Genomic DNA, 19,694 nt, shown 5'->3' on the forward strand with positions numbered 1-19,694 from the left:
TTAGTCTTGCAAATTCGCTGTGGGTAGGCGCAATGTCCCAAAGATGTTTTGCATTTCTGCAAAGGTTTGGACCGATGGACCCTTGGGATGATTTTCGCGTCTTCCTTGCCGTGGCGCGGCAGGAGAGCCTGTCAGCGGCCGGTCGCGCGCTGCGGATCGACCCGGCGACGGTGGGGCGGCGCATCGCCCGGCTTGAGCAGCGGCTGGGCCAGCCGCTGTTTGCCAAGTCGCCGCAGGGCTACGCGCTCACCGAGGCCGGCCAGCGGCTGCTGCCGCATGCGGAACAGGCCGAACAGGCCACGCAAGGGGCCGTGGAGGCGCTGGCGGGCGCGGCCGAGGGGTTGACCGGACAGATCCGCATCGGCGCGCCGGACGGCTGTGCCAATTTCCTGCTGCCGCAGGTCTGCGCCAGGCTGTCGCGCGACAATCCCGCGCTCGAGATTCAGATCCTCAGCCAGCCGCGGGTGGTCAACCTGTCAAAGCGCGAGGCCGATCTGGCGATCTCGGTCAGCCCGCCAACGGCCGGCAGGCTGAGCGTGCAGAAGATCGCCGACTACCACCTGCACATCGCCGCGGCGCAGGATTACCTCGCCTCGAAGCCGCCGATTTCCGTGCCCGCCGATCTCGGTGCGCATCGCATCGTCGGCTATATCTCCGACATGATCTTCGACCGCGAGCTCGACTACCTGTCGGAAATGGGGCTCGATCGGGTACACCTCGCGTCGAACTCCGTTTCGGTGCAGCTCAACTGGCTGCGACAGGGCGGCGGGGTCGGCATCGTGCATGATTTCGCGCTGCCCTTCGCACCGGAGCTGCGCAAGGTGCTGTCGCGCGAGATTTCGCTGACCCGCGCCTTCTATCTGGTGCGCCACGCCGATGACCGGCGGCTCGACCGGATGAACCGCTTTGCTGCCGCCCTGGTTGCGGAAATGCGTGACGAAGTGGCCAGACTGGAGAGCTTGGCAGAATAAGTCCTTTGGATTGCTTGACACAAGCAGGCCATGGGGGAAAGCTGACCGATAGAAGCAAGGCAAGGAGCACGCGATGCTGGTGCAGCAAATTCTCAAGTCCAAGGCAGACGCGACGGTCTTCACCGTGAAACCCGGCACACCTGTCTCAGAGGCGGTGGCGATCCTCGCCGAAAAGCGCATCGGCACGGTGATCATCTCGTCTGACGGCGGCAAGACCGCCGCCGGCATCCTGTCAGAGCGCGACGTGGTGCGTGAACTGGCCAAGAACGGTCCGTCCTGCCTCACCGACAAGGTCGAGGATCACATGACCAGCGATCTCGAGACCACCACCCGCGACGAACAGGCCGACACCGTGCTGGCCCGGATGACCGAGGGCCGGTTCCGCCACATGCCGGTGATCGAGGGCGGCCAACTGGTCGGGCTGATCACGCTCGGCGACGTGGTCAAGGCGCGGCTGTCTGAACTGTCGATGGAGAAGGACGCGCTCGAAGGGATGATAATGGGGCATTGACCCGGAGGGTCATGGGCGTTGGCTCTGTGTCGCGGAGGGTCATGGGCGTTGGCTCTGTGCCGCGGAGGGTCATGGGCGTTGGCCCTCAAGGGGCGTGAGCCTTCACCTTTTGCGGCATGATGTATCGCCCGATGGCCCACTTGGTCGCCCGAACCCATTGACGACATGGTTGACACTGTGCCCCGTGGCGCGGCATTCACCGGCAACAGTCACGACCCGAAAGCGGAATTGCCCATGCGCATCGGCCTGTATCCCGGCACCTTCGACCCGATCACCGAAGGTCATCTCGACATCATTCGCCGCGCGACCGTTCTGGTCGACAGGCTGGTCATCGGCGTGGCGATCAACCGCGACAAGGGGCCGCTGTTCTCGCTCGAGGAGCGGGTGGCGATGATCGAGAGTGAATGCGGTCATCTTGCCGAGCAGACCGGCACCGAGATCGTGGTGCATCCTTTCGAGAACCTGCTGATCGACTGCGCCCGCGATGTCGGCGCCGGCGTCATCATCCGCGGCCTGCGCGCGGTGGCGGATTTTGAATACGAGTTCCAGATGGTCGGCATGAACCGGTCGCTCGACGATTCCATCGAGACCGTCTTCCTGATGGCCGAAGCCCGGCATCAGGCGATCGCATCGAAACTGGTCAAGGAAATCGCCCGTCTTGGCGGAGATGTCAGCAAGTTCGTCACGCCGGCGGTGCATGCGGCGCTGACCCAACGCTTCGGCAGATAAAAAAACGCCCCGGGGTCATCCGGGGCGCGGGGTCTCTACGCTGTGCGGACCGACGCCTCAGGCGCCGTAAACTGCCCGCGCCGCCATCTTCTCTGCATCGTCGTGAAACAGGCCGAGGTCGATCGCCGTGCTGAGCGGCATGCTGCGCAGCTCTTTGGCGGTGCGGCGATAGGCGGCGTGTTTCTGCAGGCGGTCTCGCAGGGTCATCTTCGAATGGGTCATATCCGTTCCTCTGGTTTGTTGCCCGGTGCGTCATTGCCCCGGTCACAGCAGGAATATGGGGCCGTGCCCGCGCCGGACAACGCCGATACCGTCAGAGCCGCCATGCAGCCGGTGCAGATCTCCAAGTGTATGACGTGAAACGGAAATTCTTGTTCGTCGCAATGAAAAACGCCCCCGCATCGCTGCGGGGGCGTCGATCCTGTTGCAGGACGCTCAGGTTCAGATCAGCTTGCCCATCGCCACGGCGGTATCGGCCATGCGGTTGGAGAAGCCCCATTCGTTGTCATACCAGCTCAGGATCCGCACCATGGTGCCTTCCATGACCTTGGTCTGGTCGGTGTGGAAGATCGAGGAATGCGGGTCGTGGTTGAAGTCCGACGACACCAGCTGACGGTCGGTATAGCCGAGGATGCCCTTGAGCGGGCCATCGGCGGCGGCGCGGATCGCGTTGTTGATCTCCTCGACCGAGGTCTCGCGGGCGGCCTCGAAGGTGAGGTCGACGACCGAGACGTTCGGCGTCGGCACGCGGATCGCCACGCCGTCGAGCTTGCCGTTTAGCTCCGGCAGCACAAGGCCCACGGCCTTGGCGGCCCCGGTCGAGGTCGGGATCATCGACAGCGCCGCGGCACGGGCGCGGTAGAGGTCCTTGTGCATCGTGTCCAGCGTCGGCTGGTCGCCGGTGTAGCTGTGGATCGTGGTCATGAAGCCGCGGGTGATGCCGATCTCGTCGTTCAGCACCTTGGCCACCGGCGACAGGCAGTTGGTGGTGCAGGACGCGTTCGAGACGATCAGGTCCTCGGCGGTCAGCGTGTCATGGTTGACGCCATAGACGATGGTCTTGTCGGCATCCTTGCCCGGTGCCGAAATCAGCACCCGCGACGACCCGTTCTCGAGATGCGCCTGGCAGGCCTCTTTCGAGGTGAAGATGCCGGTGCATTCCAGCACCACGTCGACGTCTTTCCACGGCAGGTCGGCCGGGTTGCGCTCGGCGGTGACGCGGATCTTGCCGCGGCCGACGTCGATCCAGTCGTCGCCGGTGGTCACCTCGGCCGGGAAGCGGCCGTGCACCGAGTCGAATTGCAGCAGGTGCGCATTGGTTTCGACTGGACCCAGATCGTTGATCGCGATGACGTCGATATCCGTGCGGCCGCTTTCGATGATGGCGCGCAGAACGTTGCGGCCGATGCGTCCAAATCCGTTGATGGCAACTTTAACAGCCATGATCTTCTCCTATTTCGCGCACTCGGGACGACCAGCAGGGTCATCCGACGATTCCGGTTTTCGTTATCGCTAACAAACGTATCTGACCGCGAAAGTCAATCGCCGCCCTCAGCGCCAGAAGGCGACCCAGTCGAGCAGGACGAGGAATTTCTTGGCCAGAAACAGGAAGTTTTGGGTGCCCGACATCGCGTAACTCGCGCCGATGGCGATCAGAATGGCCAATCCCAGATAGAGGGCGATGCGGTTGGTCATGACGGCGGGCTCCGATTTGGCCACAGCCTGCCGCAGCGCGCGGCGCGGGGCAACCGGCAAATTCAGGCTTTGCCTGTAGCCGGATCGGTGGCACCCTTCCCGGTAGATTTGAGGAGGAGAGGAGACCGCCATGAGATATGTCTTTGGTTTGATGGTGCTGACCGCGCTGGCCCTGCCGGCGCTGGCGCAGCAGGTCACCGACAGTGTCGCGCCCGAGGCCGAGATCGGCCAGCCGGCGGCGTTTGAGGCGCTTGGCGCCGAGGCGCAGGCGGCGCTCGAGGCCAAGGCCGCCGGCCGGCCGGTCGAGGCGCAGGAGTGGATGGTCGCCGCCGCCAACCCGCTGGCGGTCGAGGCCGGGGCCGAGGTGCTGGCCGCCGGTGGCAGCGCCGCCGATGCCATGGTCGCGGTGCAGGCGGTTCTGGGCCTTGTCGAGCCGCAATCCTCGGGCCTGGGCGGCGGCGCCTTTCTGGTCTGGTACGATGCCGAGAGCGGATCGGTCACCACGCTCGATGGCCGCGAAACCGCGCCGCTGGCCGCCACCCCGCGGCTGTTCCAGGACGAGAGCGGCGAGCCGCTGGGCTTCTTTGACGCGGTGGTCGGCGGGCTCTCGGTGGGCACGCCGGGCACGCCCCGGCTGATGGAAGAGGCGCACCGCCGCTGGGGGCAGGCAAACTGGGGCGGACTCTTCGACCGGGCCATCGCGCTGGCCGAAGAGGGCTTTGCCGTCTCGCCACGCCTTGCCGGGCTGGTGGCCGATGACGCCGACCGGCTGCAACGGTTCCCGGCCACCGCCAGCTATTTCTTCCCCGATGGCGCCGCGATTGCCGAGGGCGATACGCTGACCAATCCCGATTACGCCGAGGTGCTGCGGCTGATCGCCGAGGGCGGCAGCGGGGCGTTCTACAGCGGCCCGGTGGCCGAGGATATCGTCGCCACCGTGCGCAGCGCCGAGGGCAATCCCGGCGTGCTGTCGACCACTGATCTGGCGCTCTATCAGGTCAAGGAGCGGCCGGCGGTCTGTGTGGATTACCGCGCCCACGAGGTCTGCGGCATGGGGCCGCCGTCGTCCGGCGCGCTGACCGTGGGGCAGATCCTCGGGATGCTCGATCACCACGACCTCGCCGCCCTCGGGCCGCAATCACCAGAGGCCTGGCGGCTGATCGGCGATGCCTCGCGTCTCGCCTTTGCCGACCGGGGCCGCTACATGGCCGACAGCGATTTCGTGCCGGTGCCGGTCGAGGGGCTGGTGGCCGCGCCCTACCTGAAGCAGCGCTCAGAGCTGCTGTCGGGCGACGATGCCCTGCCGGAGGTCAGCCCCGGCACCCCGGAGTATGACCACGCCTTCCTCTGGGCCGATGACGAGAGCCTCGAGCTGCCCTCGACCTCGCATATCTCGATCGTCGATGCCGCCGGCAATGCGCTGTCGATGACCACCACCATCGAGAACGGCTTTGGCTCGCGGCTGTTCGTCCGCGGCTTCCTGCTCAATAACGAGCTGACCGATTTTTCCTTCCGCAGCCACGCCGACGGCCTGCCGATCGCCAACCGGGTGGCGCCCGGCAAGCGGCCACGCTCGTCGATGGCGCCGACCATCGTGCTCAAGGACGGCGCGCCGGTTCTGGTCACCGGCAGCCCCGGTGGCAGCCGGATCATCGGCTATGTGGCGCAATCGGTCATCGCGGTGCTCGACTGGGGGATGGATGTCCAGCAGGCTGTCGCGATGCCGCATCTGGTCAACCGGTTCGGCACCTATGACGTCGAAGAGGGCACCACGGCCGCCGAACTGGCGGGCCCGCTCGAGGAGATGGGCTTCGAGGTCAATGCCCGCGGGCTTACGTCAGGCCTGCATGCGATTTCGCTGGGCGACGGCCTGTCTGGCGGGGCGGATCCGCGGCGGGAGGGGATTGCGCTGGGGCAATAGGCCCGGCGCCGTCCAGCAGCGGTGCGCGCATCAGGTCTTCGATCAGAAGGCTCAGCAGCGCACCGCGTCCCGCGACACCGGCCTTGCGATAAATCGCGTTGAGCTGTGATTTGACCGTTCCCTCGGCCGAGCCGCGATGGCCGGCGATCTCGGGAATGGTCAGCCCCTTGAGGGTAAAGAGCGCCACGTCGCTTTCGGCCGGCGTCAGCCCCCAGGTCTCGAAATAACGCGTCATCACCTGCTGCAGCTCGCCGGCGGCGATGCTGACCTGCCGCGTCAGCGCGGTCTCGCGTCGCAAGAGCATCCGCAGGTAGCGCAGCTGGAAGAAGATCGCCACCACCAGCGTCAGGGTGATCAGTGCCTCGGGGATCAGGTCGGCGTCTTCGGGGGCGGCCCAGCCCTCGGTCAGCATGTCATATAGGATGTCGCCGACGAAATATCCCGCGCTAAGGGTTTGCGCCAGAATCGCCAGCGCAAGGCGGCGCGGCTGCTGCGGGAGACTGCGGGTCATCGCGCCAGTATAGGTCATCGGGCAGGGGTTTGATACCGCTCAGCAGGGTCCAGACAAGGTTGACCCGGTAGTGCAGGCTGGCCCAGACCACGCCGGCCAGATGGGCGGCCACCGAGACATTGAGCCAGACCACCAACGCCTCATGCGCCTCGGCTAGCTGGGCCGAGCCGGTGGCGGGCAGCGCGGCGCCGGTGAGCACCAGCAGGCTCAGGCTCAACAACAGGTTGAGCGCCATCACCGCGGCGATGGGCGACGGCGCGAGGTCATAGCGCTTTTCGCCGTGCAGCCGATCAGAGACCTGCAACGCAATATCCGGCAGGCTCGGCGCGAGCGCCGCAAGCCGCGCGCTCTGTGGCCCGATCACGCCCCAGACGAGGCGGACGATCAGCACCAGCCCGATAAGCGCCCCGGCCAGCAGATGCCCCCCTCCTTCCGTCGCGAGGGCGGCGAGACAGCAGACCGCCAGCGCCCAGTGCAGGGCATGCAGCACCGGGTCGCAACTGCGATAGGCGGGAGGCGCGGGAGACTGGCGGTCGGACGAGATCGGGTAAGACATGGGCGCTCCCTGAGGCAAGGTCGAAACAGGTTCGACGCAGCTCTGACAGTGCCGTGTGACGGTTTCGTGAGGCATCCACCAAAGGCGCAACAGCGCGGCAAATTTCTCATTTGCAACTTTGGTTCAGGGCCGACCCGGCCCCTGCGCCACGCGAAAAGCCCGCCGGACCCCCGGCGGGCGCAAGAGGTGCAGGCCGAGGGACGGCTCAGTGCAGCAGGCGGCCCATGGCAGCGGCGACATCGGCCATGCGCACGGAAAAGCCCCATTCGTTGTCATACCAGGCCAGCACGCGGACGGTGCGGCCGCCGATCACCTTGGTCTGGTCGGGGGCAAAGATCGAGCTGTGCGGCGTGTGGTTGAAATCGACCGAGACCTTGGGCTCGGGGTCATAGGAGAGCACCGCGCCCATGTGGCCGGCGGCGGCCTCTCGGACCACCTCGTTGACGTCCTCGACGGTGACATCGCGGCCGGCCTCGAAGGTCAGGTCCACCGCCGAGACATTCGGGGTGGGCACGCGCATCGCGGTGCCGTCGAGCTTGCCTTTGAGGTTCGGCAGCACCTCACCCAGCGCCTTGGCGGCGCCGGTCGAGGTGGGGATCATCGCCATGGCGGCGGCGCGGGCGCGGTAGAGGTCGTTGTGGCGGCGGTCCAGCGTCGGCTGATCACCGGTGTAGGAGTGGATCGTGGTCATGATGCCGCGGGTGATGCCGATCGCCTCGTCCAGCACCTTGGCCAGCGGCGCCAGGCAGTTGGTGGTGCAGGACCCGTTCGAGATCATCGTATCGCCGGGCACAAGGTCGCGGTGGTTGACGCCGTAAACCACGGTTTTCTGCACGTTCTTGGCCGGCGCCGAGATCAGCACCGATTTCGCGCCGCGCTCCAGATGCACCCCGGCCTTGTCGCCGTCGTTGAACTGGCCGGTGCATTCCAGCACCACGTCGCAGCCCGACCAGTCGAGCTCTTGCGGATCATAGGTCGAGAACATCTCCATCGGGCCGCGGCCGAGGTCCATGGTGCCATCGCCGATCTTGACCTCGCCGGGAAAGCGGCCGTGGATGCTGTCGTAGCGCAGCAGATGCGCCGAGGTCTCGAGCGGGCCGGTGGCGTTGATCTTGACCACCTGCACATCATTGCGCGCCGCCTCGGCGATATGCGCCAGCGTGCAGCGGCCGATGCGGCCAAATCCGTTGATCCCGAGCGTGACAGTCATCCGATTTCTCCTGCGCGTTTCCTTGGCCGTGGTGATACCGAGCAGGCGCAGCATGTCAAAGGGAAATGCCAACATTTCCAATGTGATAGCGTTAACCGTGGCTGGTTTCCCGATGGTTGCGCTAACCTGTTTGCGCTATCTGCGCATGGTGGCGATAACACCGATGGCGGAACTTTGTCATCGCGGCGCTAGGTTGTCGTCGATGAAGCGAAACCTTGACCATGCAGCGGTCTTCGCCGGCCGGCTGCTGATCGCTGCGCTGTTCGTCGGAGGCGCGCTGCAGAAGTGGCAGAGCCCGGCCGGAGCCACCGGTTTGCTGGCCGACTGGCAGCTGCCGCTCTGGCTGATCTGGCCGGCGCTGGCGTTCAACGCGCTGGCCGGGATTGCGCTGGTTCTGGGGGTCTGGGTGCGGCCGGTGGCGCTGCTGCTCGCGGTCTATTGCGGCGCGACCTCGCTGTTTCACTTCCTGCCCGAGAACCCTTGGCAGATGACGATCTTCGTGAAGAACTGGGCGATTGCCGGGGGCTGCCTCGTGCTGGCGGCCCATGGGGCCGGGCGATGGGCCTTGCAGCCTGACCGCCGGCCTCTACATTGCCGCATAGGGCTTTCGGGAGAATGACATGAGCGGATTGCTGGCGCTGCTGGACGACGTGGCGGGGATTGCCAAGGTGGCGGCGGCCTCGGTCGACGACATTGCCGGCCAGGCGGCCAAGGCCGGCGCCAAGGCGGCCGGCGCGGTGATCGACGACGCCGCGGTGACGCCGAAGTACCTCACCGGCTTCGAGCCGGCGCGCGAACTGCCCATCGTCTGGCGTATCGCCCGCGGCTCACTGATCAACAAGCTGGTCTTCCTCTTGCCTGCCGGGCTTGCGCTCTCGGCCTTTGCGCCCTGGCTGATCGCACCTCTGCTGATGCTGGGCGGAGCCTACCTCTGTTTCGAAGGGGCCGAGAAGATCGCCCATGCGCTGGGCTTCGGCGCCGATCACGGCGGGCCGGACGGCAGCCACCTCAACACCGATCCGGCGCATCTCGAGGAGGAAAAGATCAAGGGTGCGATCAAGACCGATTTCATCCTCTCGGCCGAGATCATGACCATCGCCCTTTCGGCGATCCCCACCAGCACCTTCTGGATCGAGGCCGCGACCCTGGCCACGGTGGCAGTGGGGATTACCCTTGCGGTCTATGGCGCGGTGGCGCTGATCGTGAAGGCCGACGACCTCGGGCTGCTGATGGCGGCCAAGGGCCGGCTCGGCCTGACCCGCGCCGTGGGCCGGGGGATCGTCGCGGCGATGCCCACCTTCATGAAGCTCTTGATGATCGTTGGCACCGCCGCCATGCTCTGGGTCGGCGGCTCGATCATCGTGCATGGCCTTGCCGAGATGGGCTGGCACGCGCCGGAAGAGGTGATCCATCACTACGCGGTGGCCTTGGCCAACCTCGGACCGGACACCTGGCGCGGCGCGCTGGAATGGAGCGGCAAGGCGGCGCTCGACGGCATCCTCGGTCTGGCGCTTGGCGTGGTGCTGATCCCCATCGGCACCAAGCTGATCGCGCCGCTCTGGCACCGGGTCTTCAACCGGGGATAGGGCCTCAGGCCTCGCTTTCCTCGACCTCCTGCGACAGGTCCTGGATTGCCATGGCCGAGGTGAAGCCATGTAGCAGGGTCGAGATCAGGATGGTGAACCCGACCAGCGCCCAGAGCCGCTCTTCGTTGAGAAACTCGATCTTGCCGGCGGCATAGGCGAGGTAATAGATCGAACCGATCCCCCGCACCCCGTAAATCGCCACCACCCAGCGGTCGCGGCCCTTGATCCGCGTGCCGATCAGAGACAGCCAGCCGATCAGCGGCCGCACCAGCAGGATCAGCGCCAGGACGATGCCGGCGTCGGTCCAGCTCAGGCCGGTGAGCAGTGCCGGCAGCACCGCCCCCAGCGCCACCAGCAGCACCGCGGTCAGCGCGTGCTCCAGCGCTTGGGTGAAATCATGCAGCCGGCGGTGAAAGTCGTGACCCGCCTCGATCCGCCGCAGGGTCAGCCCCATGACGGCGACGGCGATGAACCCGTAGCCCTCGACCAGCTCGGTGCTGCCGTAGCACAACAGTACCCCGGCCAGCGCCACCACGCCCGAGGCGGTGTCCGCCAGGGTCGCGCCGCGCGGCAGCACGAAGAGCACCTGTCCCAGCGCCCAGCCGCCGGCCGCGCCCATGGCAACGCCGGCGGCAATGCGCCAAGCCACGTCCTGCGCCAGCCACTGCAGCCCCCAGTCGCCGAACAGCGTGCCCTGCGCGGCCACCGCGAGGCCAAGGTAGACGAAGGGAAAGGCCAGCCCGTCGTTCATCGCCGCCTCGGTGGTCAGGGCAAAGCGCACCGGGTGCTCGCCGCCTTCAAGTGGCGGGCCGACCTGCACGCCGCCGGCCAGCACCGGATCGGTCGGCGCCAGCACAGCCCCCAGCAGGATCGCGGCGGCCACGGTCATGCCGGCAAAGACATGACCCATGAGGGCCACCGCAAGGATGGTCAGCGGCATTGCCACTGCCAGCAGCCGGATGGTCGGTGCCCAGCGGCGCAGCGACGAAAGGTTGTCGATCCTGATGCCGGTGGCAAAGAGCGCGATAATCACCGTCAGTTCGGCCACGATCTCCCAAGGGTGCGGATGCAGGCGCGGGTCGGGCAGGGCGGGCAGGCCCGGCATCACCGCATAGGCCAGCATGCCCAGCAGGATCATCAGCCCCGGCGCCGCGGGCTCATGCCGGCTGACCCAGCGGGGCAGCCAATGGGCAAGGATGATCACCCCGCCGATGGCGGTCAGAAGGACGTGGTAGCCGGAAAGACCGAAGAAGGCGGCGTCACTCATCTGGTCTGTCCTCATGCGGCGGGCTGAATAGAGAACGGGCCGGAGGCGTTAGCAGTTCCCTGCGCCGCCCCCGGCCCGTGAAAAGATCTGCCGGCCCGCGCAGGGCCGGAAAGGATCGGCGATCAGCCGAGCAGCGTCTTGACCTTGGCTACCACGGCCTCGGCAGTGATGCCGAAATGCTCGAAGAGCTCGTCCGCGGGGGCCGAGGACCCGAAGCCCTCCATGCCGATGAAGCCGGCCTTGGCCTCACGGCCACGCTCGCCCAGAAGCCAGCGATCCCAGCCGCCGGCACGCAGACCGGCCTCGATGCCGACGCGGACCGGGCCACCCGGCAGCACGCGCTTGCGATAGCTCTCATCCTGCTGGGCAAAAAGCTCCATACAGGGCAGCGAGACGACGCGGACGCCGATGCCCTCGGCCTGCAGCGTCTCGCGTGCCTGCATGGCGATCTCGACCTCGGAGCCGGTGGCGATCAGGATCACTTCGCGCTTGCCCTCGGCATCGGCCAGCACGTAGCCGCCTTGCGAGACCATGTTCTTGGTCTTGTGCTCGGTGCGCACGGTGGGCAGGCCCTGACGGGTCAGCGACAGCACCGACGGCGTCTTCTGCTGGGTCAGTGCGATCTCCCAGGCTTCGGCGGTCTCCACCGTGTCGGCGGGGCGGAACACCAGCGTATTGGGCGTGGCGCGGGAAATCGCCAGATGCTCGACCGGCTGGTGGGTCGGGCCGTCCTCGCCAAGGCCGATGCTGTCATGGGTCATGACATAGACCACCGGCTGCTGCATCAGCGCCGAGAGCCGCATCGCGGGGCGGGCGTAGTCGGTGAAGCACATGAAGGTGCCGCCATAGGGGCGCACGCCGCCATGCAGCGCCATGCCGTTCATCGCCGAGGCCATGCCATGCTCGCGGATGCCGTAATAGACATAGCGGCCGGCGCGGTTGTCGACGTCGAAGGTGCCGAGATCGCCGGTCTTGGTGTTGTTCGACCCGGTCAGGTCGGCCGAGCCGCCGATGGTTTCGGGCATGATCGGGTTGATCACCTCGAGCACCATTTCCGAGCTCTTGCGGGTGGCCGCCTTGGGCTTTTCCTCGCTGACCTGCTTTTTCAGCGCCTTGATGGTGGCCGAGAGCTTTTTGGGGGCCTCGCCGGCCTGCTGGCGCTCGAATTCCTTCTGCTTGGTGCCGGAGGCGGCGTCGAAGCGCTGTTGCCACGCCTCGCGGGCCGAGGCGCCGCGCGACCCGATCGCTTCCCAGCCGGATTTGACGTCGCCGGGGACTTCGAAGGGGCCGTAGGGCCAGTCATAGGCCTCCTTGGCGGCCTTGAGCTGCTCGGGATCGGTCAGCGCGCCATGGCCCTTGGAGGTGTCCTGCGCGGCATGGCCCAGCGCGATATGGGTCTTGCAGGCGATCATCGAGGGCAGATCGGAAGACTTGGCGGCGGTGATCGCGGCGTCGATCGCCTCGGGGTCGTGGCCGTCGATCTCCTGCACGTGCCAGCCGGCGGCCTCGAAGCGGGTTTTCTGGTCGGTGCGGTCAGAGAGTTCGACCTTGCCGTCGATGGTGATGTTGTTGTCGTCCCAGAAGACGATCAGCTTCGACAGCTTCTGCCGGCCGGCGAGGCCGATGGCCTCATGGCTGACGCCTTCCATCAGGCAGCCGTCGCCGGCGATGACATAGGTGTGGTGATCGACCAGCTTGTTGCCGAACCGGGCGCGCAGGTTCTCTTCGGCCATCGCGAAGCCCACCGAATTGGCAAGGCCCTGACCCAGCGGGCCGGTGGTGGTCTCGATCGCGGTGGCGAGGAAGTTCTCGGGGTGGCCCGCGGTTTTCGAGCCGAGCTGGCGGAAGTTCTTGACCTGGTCGAGGGTGATCTCGGCGTCGCCGGTGAGATAGAGCAGCGAATAGAGCAGCATCGAGCCATGACCGGCCGAGAGGATGAAGCGGTCGCGGTCGGGCCATGTGGGGGCGGCGGCGTCGAACTTCAGGTGCTTTTCGAACAATACGGTGGCGACATCGGCCATGCCCATCGGCATGCCGGAGTGGCCGGAGTTGGCCGCATGCACCGCGTCGAGCGTCAGGGCACGGATCGCAGCCGCTTTCTTCCAATGGTCGGGATGGGCAGATTTCAGCGCGTCGATGTCCAAGGGGCCGTTCCTTCCTGAGCTGTGGTTGGATGCTCAATAGCACCCGGGCCAAAGAGTTCAAGGCGGCGTGAACAGTGGCGTGTAAGTGCTTGATGTCAATCGGGGCGCAATTTCCCACAGGGTTGGCTAAACTCGCCCGGAATGACCCCGCGCGATGATTCGCGACGGGACGGTGACACGGTGCCGCCCGGACCCCGCGCAGGGAAGACCGGCGCAAAGGACAGGCGGCAGAAAGGAAAGGCAGGACGAATGGCCGACATCGAGGAGTTGCAGCGCAGGTTGACCGCTGCGATCGACCGGATTGGAAAAGGGGTGGAGCAGCTCGACGCTACCGGCGCGCCGCCCGTGGACCCGGGCGATCTCGAGGCATTGCAGGCCAGGCTGGACGAGAGCCAGGCGGCGCTTGAGGAAGAGCGCCTTGCCGGTCGTCAGCGCGAGGAACGGATCAAGACGCTGCACGCCAAGCTCGAGGATGCCGAGGCCACCATGAAGGCGCGGATGGATGCGCAGTCCGAGGCGACGGCGCAGGTCGATCTCGAGCTGCAGCGCCTGCGCAAGGCCAATGCGCAGCTGCGTGACAACAACCGTGCCCTGCGCGAGGCCAACAAGGCGGGTCTGGCCGATCCGCATCTGATCAACACCGGCATGATCGCCGAGCTCGAGGCGCTCAACGCCGCCCGTGCCGCCGAAACCGCCGAGGCCGAGGCAATCGCCGCGGCCTTCAAGCAGCTCTTGCCCGGTGACGCCCCAAGGGAGGACGCCTGATGCCCGAAGTCACGATCACCATTGGTGGCCGCAGTTTCGATGTCGCCTGCCAACCCGGCGAGGAGCATTTCCTGCACGCCGCCGCCGGCATGCTCGACGCCGAGGCGCGGGTGCTCTCGGATCAGATCGGCCGCCTGCCGGAATCGCGGATGCTGCTGATGGCCGGGCTGATGCTGGCCGACAAGACCGCCGGTCTCGAGGACAAGGTGCGCGAGCTCGAGGACCGGGTGACCGAGCTTGGCGCCGAGGCCGAGGGCCTGCGCAACGTGCCCGCACCCGAGCCCGAGCGCATCGAAGTGCCGGTGGTCCCCGGCGCCGTGGTCGATACCCTGGCCGAGCTCGCGGCGCGGGCCGAGGCTGCGGCAGATCAGGTCGAGGCCAAGGCGCGGTCAGACTAGCACCGCGCCCTTGCCCCCGAAACGTCCCTGGCGTCCCGGACCTGATCCGGGACCTCACCCTTGGCCAAATGCCTCGTCCCCGCCGTCCCGGGCCTGATCCGGGACCTCACCCTTGGCCAAATGCCCCGCACCTGCCGTCCCGGACTTGGTCCGGGACCTCACCGGTCATTGCACCTGCTCCAACTGCCGGAATACCTTCGGCACGGCATGTCAATGGACCAATGGAGAGGCCCCGGATCAAGTCCGGGGCGGGCGCGCTACCGGGTTCTGGCGGCGGGAGGTCAGGGCGAGGGGGAGGCCCCTGATCAGGTCCGGGGCGGGGTCACGCGGGGGCTCGTTCGGCGGGCTCAGGCCTCGCCGTCGCCATCCGCCAGCTTGCCCTTGAGCGCGGCGAGGGCGGCGAAGGGCTTGGTGTCCTCGTCGCGCAGCGGCGTCTTGCCGGGCTCGGTCACCACCATCTCGCCCAGGGGGGGCGCATCCTTGGCGCGGGGGTAGTCGGGGATGTGCAGCGCCAGCGCCTCGACCATCACCGCCCAGGGGTCGATGTGGCTGCCCAGCGGCTCCGAGGTCACATCCTCTGGCATCTCGGTCTCGGCGCCCTCCTGCGCGGTCTCCTCCCAGTCCGAGAGGTAACGGCGCTCGATCTCGGCCTCGATCCGCGTGGTCACCGGTTCGAGCGTCTGCACGCAGGGCTGCACCACCGTGGCGCCCAGCCGTCCGGTCAGCACGAAGTCGCGTTTGCCGGTGCTGCGGATCTCGCCGTCGAAGCGCAGCTTGCGCAGGGCGGTCACGTCCAGCTCGCGGGCCAGCGCCTTGCGGGCGGGATCATCCGGGGTGAGGGCGAAGTCATGCGGCCGGTTCTGGGGCAGCCCCGAGACCGCGAGCGCATGGCGGCTGGTATCGATCTTCTGTGACATGAGCCTGAGCGCATCCTTTCTTGAACCACGGGGCAACCTTCTGTAAGCGGGATATAAAGTACGGTGGGTGCAAAGCAAGAGGGCAGAAATGACAGGCAGAACCAAAGCCATGCGCGTGGTCATTGCCTTGGCCTGCACGGTCGTCCTGTCGGCCTGCGTGGCACAGTACCGCAATCACGGCTACCTGCCCAGTGACGCCGATCTGGCCGATGTGCTGGTCGGCGTCGACACCCGCGACAGCGTCGCCGAGACCATCGGCGTGCCGGGCACCAGCGGGGTGCTCGACCAGGGCAACTACTATTACGTCGGCAGCCGGGTGCGCCACTACGGCGCCTTCCCGCCGGAAATCATCGAGCGCGAGATCGTCGCGGTGGAATTCGACGCCACGGGCGTGGTGCGCAACATCACCCGCTACGGGCTCGAGGATGGCCAGGTGGTGATGCTGACCCGGCGGGTGACGGTGACCGGAGACGGCGACATCGGCTTCATCCGCCAGCTGTTCGGCAATATCGGCGGCATCAACCTCGGCGGCATCGGCGGCGGCTGACCGGTCCCACCGGTCACGTCGGTTTCTGGCAAGCTTGCGCGTGACGCATGGTCATCACGCCGTCATACTTGTCTGACAGCAGGAAGCGGCGCAGCTTTCGGGGACAGACAGGCGGAAGACGGTGATGAAAGCAGTGATCAAGGGCCGCTACCTCTCGCGGATCGCCGAAACCCCCGAGGACGTCGAGGCCGCCCAGGCGTTGCGCCACCTGGCGTTTCACGGCTCGGCCGGGCGCGATGCCGATGCCTATGACGCGGCCTGCAGCCATATCCTGATCGAGGACCGGCGCGACGGCCGGCTGGTCTGCTGTTTCCGCATCCTGCCGCTCACCGGCGGCTCGGAAATCGCCCGCAGCTATTCGGCGCAATACTACGAGCTCTCGGCGCTGGCCGCCTTCGAGGGGCGGATGGTCGAGATGGGCCGGTTCTGCATCCACCCCGAGGTCACGGACGCCGATGTGCTGCGGGTGGCCTGGGGGGCGATGACCGCCTATGTGGATGACAATGCGGTCGAGCTGCTGTTTGGCTGTGCCTCCTTCCGGGGCACCGAGGCGCGCGAGTATTACGATGCCTTCGCCATGCTCAAGGAGCGTCATCTCGGGCCGAAACGCTGGCTGCCCAAGGTCAAGGCGCCCAATGTCTTTCGCTTTGCCGCGCGGCTGCGGCGCAAGCCCGACATGAAGCTCGCCATGCGACGGATGCCGCCCTTGCTGCGGACCTACCTGATGATGGGCGGCTGGGTCTCGGACCACGCGGTGGTGGACCGCCAGATGAATACGCTGCATGTCTTTACCGGGGTCGAGATCGGCCGCATCCCGCCGGCGCGCAAGAAGCTGCTCAGGGCGGTGGCCGGGTAGCGCCCGGCGCGGTCTGTGGGGACGCAGGAGAGGGGGCCAGCCCCCTCGGCCTTCGGCCTCACCCCCGGAGGTTTATCTGGCAAGATGAAGGCAGGAGCGGCGGGGTCTTGACCATCGGGCGATGGCTCTCTAGCTGCGGGCCATGGCACAGATTCCCCTTTTGCAACTCTCCGATATTTCCCTGACCTTTGGCGGCGATCCGGTGTTCGACAAGCTTGATCTGGTGGTGCATGAGCGCGACCGGGTGGCGCTGGTCGGGCGCAACGGGTCCGGCAAGTCGACGCTGATGAAGGTGATGGCCGGGCTGGTCGAGCCCGACCGTGGCGCCCGCGTGGTGCCGCCGGGCGTCTCGGTGGGCTACATGGAGCAGGAGCCCGAGATGGCGGGCTTTGCCACGCTCGGCGATTTCGCCGCCAGCGGGCTGGAGCCGGGCGAGCTTTACAAGGTGGAACGTGCCGGCGAAGGGCTGAAGTTCGATCCCGCGCGGCCGATCGAGACCGCGTCGGGCGGCGAGCGGCGGCGCGCGGCGCTGGCGAAGCTGATGGCCGAGGCGCCGGACCTGATGCTGCTCGACGAGCCGACCAACCATCTCGATATCGAGGCGATCGGCTGGCTGGAGCGCGAGCTGTCCGCGACGCGGGCGGGTTTCGTGCTGATCTCTCACGACCGGGCGTTTCTCAACGCGCTGACCCGGGCGACGCTGTGGATCGACCGCGGCATGACGCGGCGGCAGGAGAAGGGATTTGTCGATTTCGAGGCCTGGCGCGACAAGGTCTGGGAGGAAGAGGACCAGGCGCGCCACAAGCTTGACCGCAAGATCAAGTCCGAGGGGCGCTGGGCCGTCGAGGGGATCAGCGCGCGGCGCAAGCGCAACATGGGCCGGGTGCGGGCGCTTGGCGATCTGCGGGCGGAGCGCTCGTCGATGATCCGCCGCGCCGGCACCGCGGCGATGGCGCTCGAGGCCGGGCCGAAATCGGGCCGCAAGGTGATCGAGGCCAGGGGCATCACCAAGACCTACGGCGACAAGCTGATCTGCCGCGATTTCTCGCTGCGGATCCAGCGCGGCGACCGGGTGGCCTTTGTCGGCCCCAATGGCGTCGGCAAGACCACGCTGCTCAAGATCCTTCTGGGGGAGATCGAACCGGACGCCGGCGAGGTGTCGCTGGGCACCAATCTGGTGCCGGCGGTCTTCGACCAGGCGCGGGCGCGGCTCGACCTGAGTGCCACGCTCTGGGACAACCTGACCGGTGATCCGGAAATGCGGGTCTCTGGCAAGGCCGACCAGATCATGGTGCGCGGCCAGCCGAAACACGTGGTGGGCTATCTCAAGGAATTCCTGTTCGACGAACGCCAGGCGCGGGCGCCGATCTCGTCGCTGTCGGGGGGCGAGCGGGCACGGTTGCTGCTGGCCAAGATCATGGCGCGCGAGAGCAACCTGCTGGTGCTCGACGAGCCGACCAACGATCTTGACGTCGAGACGCTGGACCTGTTGCAGGATCTGCTGGGCGACTATGACGGCACCGTGCTGCTGGTGAGCCACGACCGCGATTTCCTTGACCGGGTGGCGGCCACGACGATCGCCATGGAAGGCGATGGCCAGGTCACCGCCTATGCCGGCGGATGGAGCGATTATCAGGCCCAGAAGCAGCCGGAGGGAACTGAGGAAAAGGCAGAGAAGCCAAGATCTTCGAAGCCAAAGGTGAAGCAGCAGGCGAAACCGCCATCGAATGGGTTGAGCTTTACCGAAAAGCACCGTCTGGAGGAATTGCCGGCGGTGATCGAGCGGCTTGAGGCGGAGATCGGCAAGCTCGAGGGGCTGCTGGCTGACCCCGCGCTGTTCACCCGCGAGCCGATGAAGTTCAAGAAGGCCACCGAGGCGCTGGTCGAGCGGCAGGAGAAGCTGGCCGCGGCCGAAGAGGAATGGCTGACCTTGGAGGAAAAGGCGGGCTGAGCCAGAGGCCCCGGGTCAGGCCCAAGGCGGTGTTTCGGTCTGACCGACGGGCGCTCAGGGCTGGCGAGGGGCGCGCTGAGGCGGCCGGAAGCGGTGCACCAAGCTCAGTTCGATCACCGTCAGCAGGATGCGCAGCACGTGGTGCAGGCTGACCAGCGCCGGGCTGGCGGCGAGGCTGAGGGCGATGATCGACATTTCGGTCACCCCGCCGGGCGCAAAGCTGATCAGCAGCACCAGGACGGGCAGCCCGCTGGCCAGGTGCAGCGCGCTCGCCAGACCGGCGCCGAGGGCCAGCATGAAGCCGACCGAAAGCAGCGACAGGCCGACCGAGCGGCGCAGCATGCGCGCGGTGACGCCCTTGAACCGCAGCCCGAGGCTGGCGCCCACCACCACTTGCGCCGTGGCGATCATCCAGAACGGCACGTGCAGATCGATGTAGCCCGCCAGTGACAGCGCGCCGGTAAGGACCAGCGGCCCGGTGATCTGGCCGGCGGGCAGGCGCAGCAGCCGCGCCATCGCCAGACCGACACCGGCGGCGATGACCACCAGCAGCAGCTCGGCCGGCCGGACCTGCGCCGGCTCGCCGGGCAGCGCCCCGGCCGCACTGCCCACCGGATGGCCGATCCAGAGCGACAGCCCGGCCGGCACCAGCGTCACCACGACGATGATCCGCAGGAACTGTTGCAGGGTCAGCAGGCGGATGTCGGCGCCGGCAGATTCGCCCAGAAGGATGCTTTCCATCAGCCCGCCGGGGGTGCCGCTGTAGAAGGCGGTGGTGCGGTCAAACCCGCCAATGCGCCGAAAGATCAGCGTGTTGCCGGCATGGGCGCAGAGGATGAAGACCACCAGCGCCGTCAGGGTGAGCGGCAGGTATTGCAGTTGGTCCAGCAGCTCTGGCGTGGCCTGGGTGCCGATCATCACGCCGATCAGGGTGATGAAGCCGGTGCGCAGCGGCATCGGGAAATTGTACTCCGCAAGCGGGCCGGTCTGCAGGCCGATCACCGCCAGAGCCGAGCCGATCAGCGCGCCGATCATCCAGGGCATCGGCAGGCCGAGCCAGGCCGCCAGCCCACCGGTGGCGCCACAGAACAAAAGCAGGAGAAGCGTGAGGGCGGCGTTGCGCGGGGTCATCCCCCGGCTTCTATCGCGCGTCCGAGCG

General features: G+C 67.0%; 21 protein-coding genes. 11 read left to right on the forward strand and 10 right to left on the reverse strand.

Features of this window, described 5'->3' with window-relative positions; translation table 11 throughout:
* Positions 1-74 precede the first annotated feature (74 nt).
* The 3 genes from VOI27_RS11775 (at position 75) to coaD (ending at position 2,211) form a co-directional block, all read left to right on the forward strand.
* A complete protein-coding gene (locus tag VOI27_RS11775; RefSeq protein ID WP_323765543.1) occupies positions 75-971 on the forward strand; it encodes a LysR family transcriptional regulator in 897 nt (298 codons plus the stop codon).
* Between the two features lie 73 nt (positions 972-1,044).
* A complete protein-coding gene (locus VOI27_RS11780; RefSeq protein ID WP_323765544.1) occupies positions 1,045-1,482 on the forward strand; it encodes a CBS domain-containing protein in 438 nt (145 codons plus the stop codon).
* Positions 1,483-1,716: 234 nt separating this feature from the next.
* A complete protein-coding gene (coaD, locus tag VOI27_RS11785) occupies positions 1,717-2,211 on the forward strand; it encodes a pantetheine-phosphate adenylyltransferase (protein ID WP_323765545.1) in 495 nt (164 codons plus the stop codon).
* Between the two features lie 57 nt (positions 2,212-2,268).
* Here coaD and VOI27_RS11790 read toward each other — a convergent pair whose 3' ends face one another.
* The 3 genes from VOI27_RS11790 to VOI27_RS11800 form a co-directional block, all read right to left on the reverse strand.
* Positions 2,269-2,433 (reverse strand): hypothetical protein, encoded by a 165-nt coding sequence (locus VOI27_RS11790; RefSeq protein WP_323765546.1) that lies wholly within the window; start codon positions 2,431-2,433, stop codon positions 2,269-2,271.
* A gap of 219 nt (positions 2,434-2,652) precedes the next feature.
* Positions 2,653-3,654 (reverse strand): type I glyceraldehyde-3-phosphate dehydrogenase, encoded by a 1,002-nt coding sequence (gene gap, locus VOI27_RS11795; protein WP_323765547.1) that lies wholly within the window; start codon positions 3,652-3,654, stop codon positions 2,653-2,655.
* Between the two features lie 108 nt (positions 3,655-3,762).
* The gene (locus VOI27_RS11800; RefSeq protein WP_323765548.1) at positions 3,763-4,038 is read right to left on the reverse strand and encodes a hypothetical protein; all 276 of its coding nucleotides are present in this window, start codon (positions 4,036-4,038) and stop codon (positions 3,763-3,765) included.
* Here VOI27_RS11800 and ggt point away from each other — a divergent pair.
* A complete protein-coding gene (gene ggt / locus VOI27_RS11805; RefSeq protein WP_323765549.1) occupies positions 4,037-5,827 on the forward strand; it encodes a gamma-glutamyltransferase in 1,791 nt (596 codons plus the stop codon). The genes VOI27_RS11800 and ggt overlap by 2 nt on opposite strands.
* Here ggt and VOI27_RS11810 read toward each other — a convergent pair.
* From VOI27_RS11810 to gap (VOI27_RS11820), 3 genes are all read right to left on the reverse strand, one after another.
* Positions 5,739-6,338, reverse strand: a complete 600-nt coding sequence (locus VOI27_RS11810) for a helix-turn-helix transcriptional regulator (protein WP_323765550.1) — start codon at positions 6,336-6,338, stop codon at positions 5,739-5,741. The two genes, ggt and VOI27_RS11810, sit on opposite strands and share 89 nt — an antisense overlap.
* Complete coding sequence (locus VOI27_RS11815; protein ID WP_323765551.1) at positions 6,274-6,894, reverse strand: cytochrome b/b6 domain-containing protein; 621 nt, start codon at positions 6,892-6,894, stop codon at positions 6,274-6,276. Before VOI27_RS11815 ends, VOI27_RS11810 begins: the two co-directional genes overlap by 65 nt.
* Before the next feature lie 205 nt (positions 6,895-7,099).
* On the reverse strand, positions 7,100-8,104 hold the full coding sequence (gene gap, locus VOI27_RS11820; RefSeq protein WP_323765552.1) for a type I glyceraldehyde-3-phosphate dehydrogenase: 1,005 nt from the start codon (positions 8,102-8,104) through the stop codon (positions 7,100-7,102).
* Positions 8,105-8,306: 202 nt separating this feature from the next.
* Between gap (VOI27_RS11820) and VOI27_RS11825 the strand changes: the two genes are divergently transcribed.
* Both VOI27_RS11825 and VOI27_RS11830 read left to right on the forward strand, forming a co-directional pair.
* Complete coding sequence (locus tag VOI27_RS11825) at positions 8,307-8,723, forward strand: DoxX family protein (protein ID WP_323765553.1); 417 nt, start codon at positions 8,307-8,309, stop codon at positions 8,721-8,723.
* A gap of 1 nt (position 8,724) precedes the next feature.
* On the forward strand, positions 8,725-9,690 hold the full coding sequence (locus VOI27_RS11830; protein ID WP_323765554.1) for a DUF808 domain-containing protein: 966 nt from the start codon (positions 8,725-8,727) through the stop codon (positions 9,688-9,690).
* 4 nt (positions 9,691-9,694) lie between these two features.
* On the opposite strand, the gene VOI27_RS11835 is transcribed toward VOI27_RS11830, so the two are convergent.
* Both VOI27_RS11835 and tkt read right to left on the reverse strand, forming a co-directional pair.
* Positions 9,695-10,957: a cation:proton antiporter gene (locus VOI27_RS11835; RefSeq protein ID WP_323765555.1), complete on the reverse strand. Its 1,263-nt coding sequence runs from the start codon at positions 10,955-10,957 to the stop codon at positions 9,695-9,697.
* A gap of 122 nt (positions 10,958-11,079) precedes the next feature.
* Positions 11,080-13,101, reverse strand: coding sequence for a transketolase (gene tkt / locus VOI27_RS11840; RefSeq protein ID WP_323765556.1), 2,022 nt, complete (start codon positions 13,099-13,101; stop codon positions 11,080-11,082).
* A 249-nt stretch (positions 13,102-13,350) separates the two neighbouring features.
* Here tkt and VOI27_RS11845 point away from each other — a divergent pair, with 249 nt between their 5' ends.
* Positions 13,351-13,866, forward strand: coding sequence for a hypothetical protein (locus VOI27_RS11845; RefSeq protein ID WP_323765557.1), 516 nt, complete (start codon positions 13,351-13,353; stop codon positions 13,864-13,866).
* Entirely contained in the window at positions 13,866-14,264 is a 399-nt protein-coding gene (locus VOI27_RS11850; RefSeq protein WP_323765558.1) for a cell division protein ZapA, read from the forward strand. The genes VOI27_RS11845 and VOI27_RS11850 overlap by 1 nt, the downstream gene beginning before the upstream one ends.
* Positions 14,265-14,611: 347 nt before the next feature.
* On the opposite strand, the gene VOI27_RS11855 is transcribed toward VOI27_RS11850, so the two are convergent.
* Positions 14,612-15,181 carry a DUF177 domain-containing protein gene (locus tag VOI27_RS11855; RefSeq protein ID WP_323765559.1) on the reverse strand — a complete coding sequence of 190 codons (570 nt, stop codon included), beginning with the start codon at positions 15,179-15,181 and terminating at the stop codon, positions 14,612-14,614.
* An 88-nt stretch (positions 15,182-15,269) separates the two neighbouring features.
* On the opposite strand from VOI27_RS11855, the gene VOI27_RS11860 reads away from it, so the two are divergent.
* From VOI27_RS11860 to VOI27_RS11870, 3 genes are all read left to right on the forward strand, one after another.
* Entirely contained in the window at positions 15,270-15,728 is a 459-nt protein-coding gene (locus VOI27_RS11860) for an outer membrane protein assembly factor BamE (protein WP_323765560.1), read from the forward strand.
* 124 nt (positions 15,729-15,852) lie between these two features.
* Positions 15,853-16,584 (forward strand): GNAT family N-acetyltransferase, encoded by a 732-nt coding sequence (locus tag VOI27_RS11865; protein ID WP_323765561.1) that lies wholly within the window; start codon positions 15,853-15,855, stop codon positions 16,582-16,584.
* Between the two features lie 142 nt (positions 16,585-16,726).
* On the forward strand, positions 16,727-18,535 hold the full coding sequence (locus VOI27_RS11870; protein WP_323765562.1) for an ABC-F family ATP-binding cassette domain-containing protein: 1,809 nt from the start codon (positions 16,727-16,729) through the stop codon (positions 18,533-18,535).
* A gap of 54 nt (positions 18,536-18,589) precedes the next feature.
* Here the strand turns inward: VOI27_RS11870 and VOI27_RS11875 are convergent, their stop codons facing one another.
* Entirely contained in the window at positions 18,590-19,666 is a 1,077-nt protein-coding gene (locus tag VOI27_RS11875) for an AbrB family transcriptional regulator (protein ID WP_323765563.1), read from the reverse strand.
* Positions 19,667-19,694 lie beyond the last annotated feature (28 nt).

This window comes from Marinovum sp., from assembly GCF_034669705.1.
Classification (GTDB): domain Bacteria; phylum Pseudomonadota; class Alphaproteobacteria; order Rhodobacterales; family Rhodobacteraceae; genus Marinovum.

Bases quoted from the DNA above. Each gene is read 5' to 3' on its own strand.
- gap (WP_323765552.1), bottom strand. From the start codon at position 8,104: ATGACTGTCACGCTCGGGATCAACGGATTTGGCCGCATCGGCCGCTGC.
- VOI27_RS11855 (WP_323765559.1), bottom strand. From the start codon at position 15,181: ATGTCACAGAAGATCGATACCAGCCGCCATGCGCTCGCGGTCTCGGGG.
- coaD (WP_323765545.1), top strand. From the start codon at position 1,717: ATGCGCATCGGCCTGTATCCCGGCACCTTCGACCCGATCACCGAAGGT.
- ggt (WP_323765549.1), top strand. From the start codon at position 4,037: ATGAGATATGTCTTTGGTTTGATGGTGCTGACCGCGCTGGCCCTGCCG.
- VOI27_RS11865 (WP_323765561.1), top strand. From the start codon at position 15,853: ATGAAAGCAGTGATCAAGGGCCGCTACCTCTCGCGGATCGCCGAAACC.
- VOI27_RS11870 (WP_323765562.1), top strand. From the start codon at position 16,727: ATGGCACAGATTCCCCTTTTGCAACTCTCCGATATTTCCCTGACCTTT.
- VOI27_RS11845 (WP_323765557.1), top strand. From the start codon at position 13,351: ATGGCCGACATCGAGGAGTTGCAGCGCAGGTTGACCGCTGCGATCGAC.
- VOI27_RS11815 (WP_323765551.1), bottom strand. From the start codon at position 6,894: ATGTCTTACCCGATCTCGTCCGACCGCCAGTCTCCCGCGCCTCCCGCC.
- VOI27_RS11810 (WP_323765550.1), bottom strand. From the start codon at position 6,338: ATGACCCGCAGTCTCCCGCAGCAGCCGCGCCGCCTTGCGCTGGCGATT.
- VOI27_RS11850 (WP_323765558.1), top strand. From the start codon at position 13,866: ATGCCCGAAGTCACGATCACCATTGGTGGCCGCAGTTTCGATGTCGCC.
- VOI27_RS11875 (WP_323765563.1), bottom strand. From the start codon at position 19,666: ATGACCCCGCGCAACGCCGCCCTCACGCTTCTCCTGCTTTTGTTCTGT.
- VOI27_RS11780 (WP_323765544.1), top strand. From the start codon at position 1,045: ATGCTGGTGCAGCAAATTCTCAAGTCCAAGGCAGACGCGACGGTCTTC.
- VOI27_RS11830 (WP_323765554.1), top strand. From the start codon at position 8,725: ATGAGCGGATTGCTGGCGCTGCTGGACGACGTGGCGGGGATTGCCAAG.
- gap (WP_323765547.1), bottom strand. From the start codon at position 3,654: ATGGCTGTTAAAGTTGCCATCAACGGATTTGGACGCATCGGCCGCAAC.
- VOI27_RS11825 (WP_323765553.1), top strand. From the start codon at position 8,307: ATGAAGCGAAACCTTGACCATGCAGCGGTCTTCGCCGGCCGGCTGCTG.
- VOI27_RS11790 (WP_323765546.1), bottom strand. From the start codon at position 2,433: ATGACCCATTCGAAGATGACCCTGCGAGACCGCCTGCAGAAACACGCC.
- VOI27_RS11775 (WP_323765543.1), top strand. From the start codon at position 75: ATGGACCCTTGGGATGATTTTCGCGTCTTCCTTGCCGTGGCGCGGCAG.
- VOI27_RS11835 (WP_323765555.1), bottom strand. From the start codon at position 10,957: ATGAGTGACGCCGCCTTCTTCGGTCTTTCCGGCTACCACGTCCTTCTG.
- VOI27_RS11800 (WP_323765548.1), bottom strand. From the start codon at position 4,038: ATGGCGGTCTCCTCTCCTCCTCAAATCTACCGGGAAGGGTGCCACCGA.
- VOI27_RS11860 (WP_323765560.1), top strand. From the start codon at position 15,270: ATGACAGGCAGAACCAAAGCCATGCGCGTGGTCATTGCCTTGGCCTGC.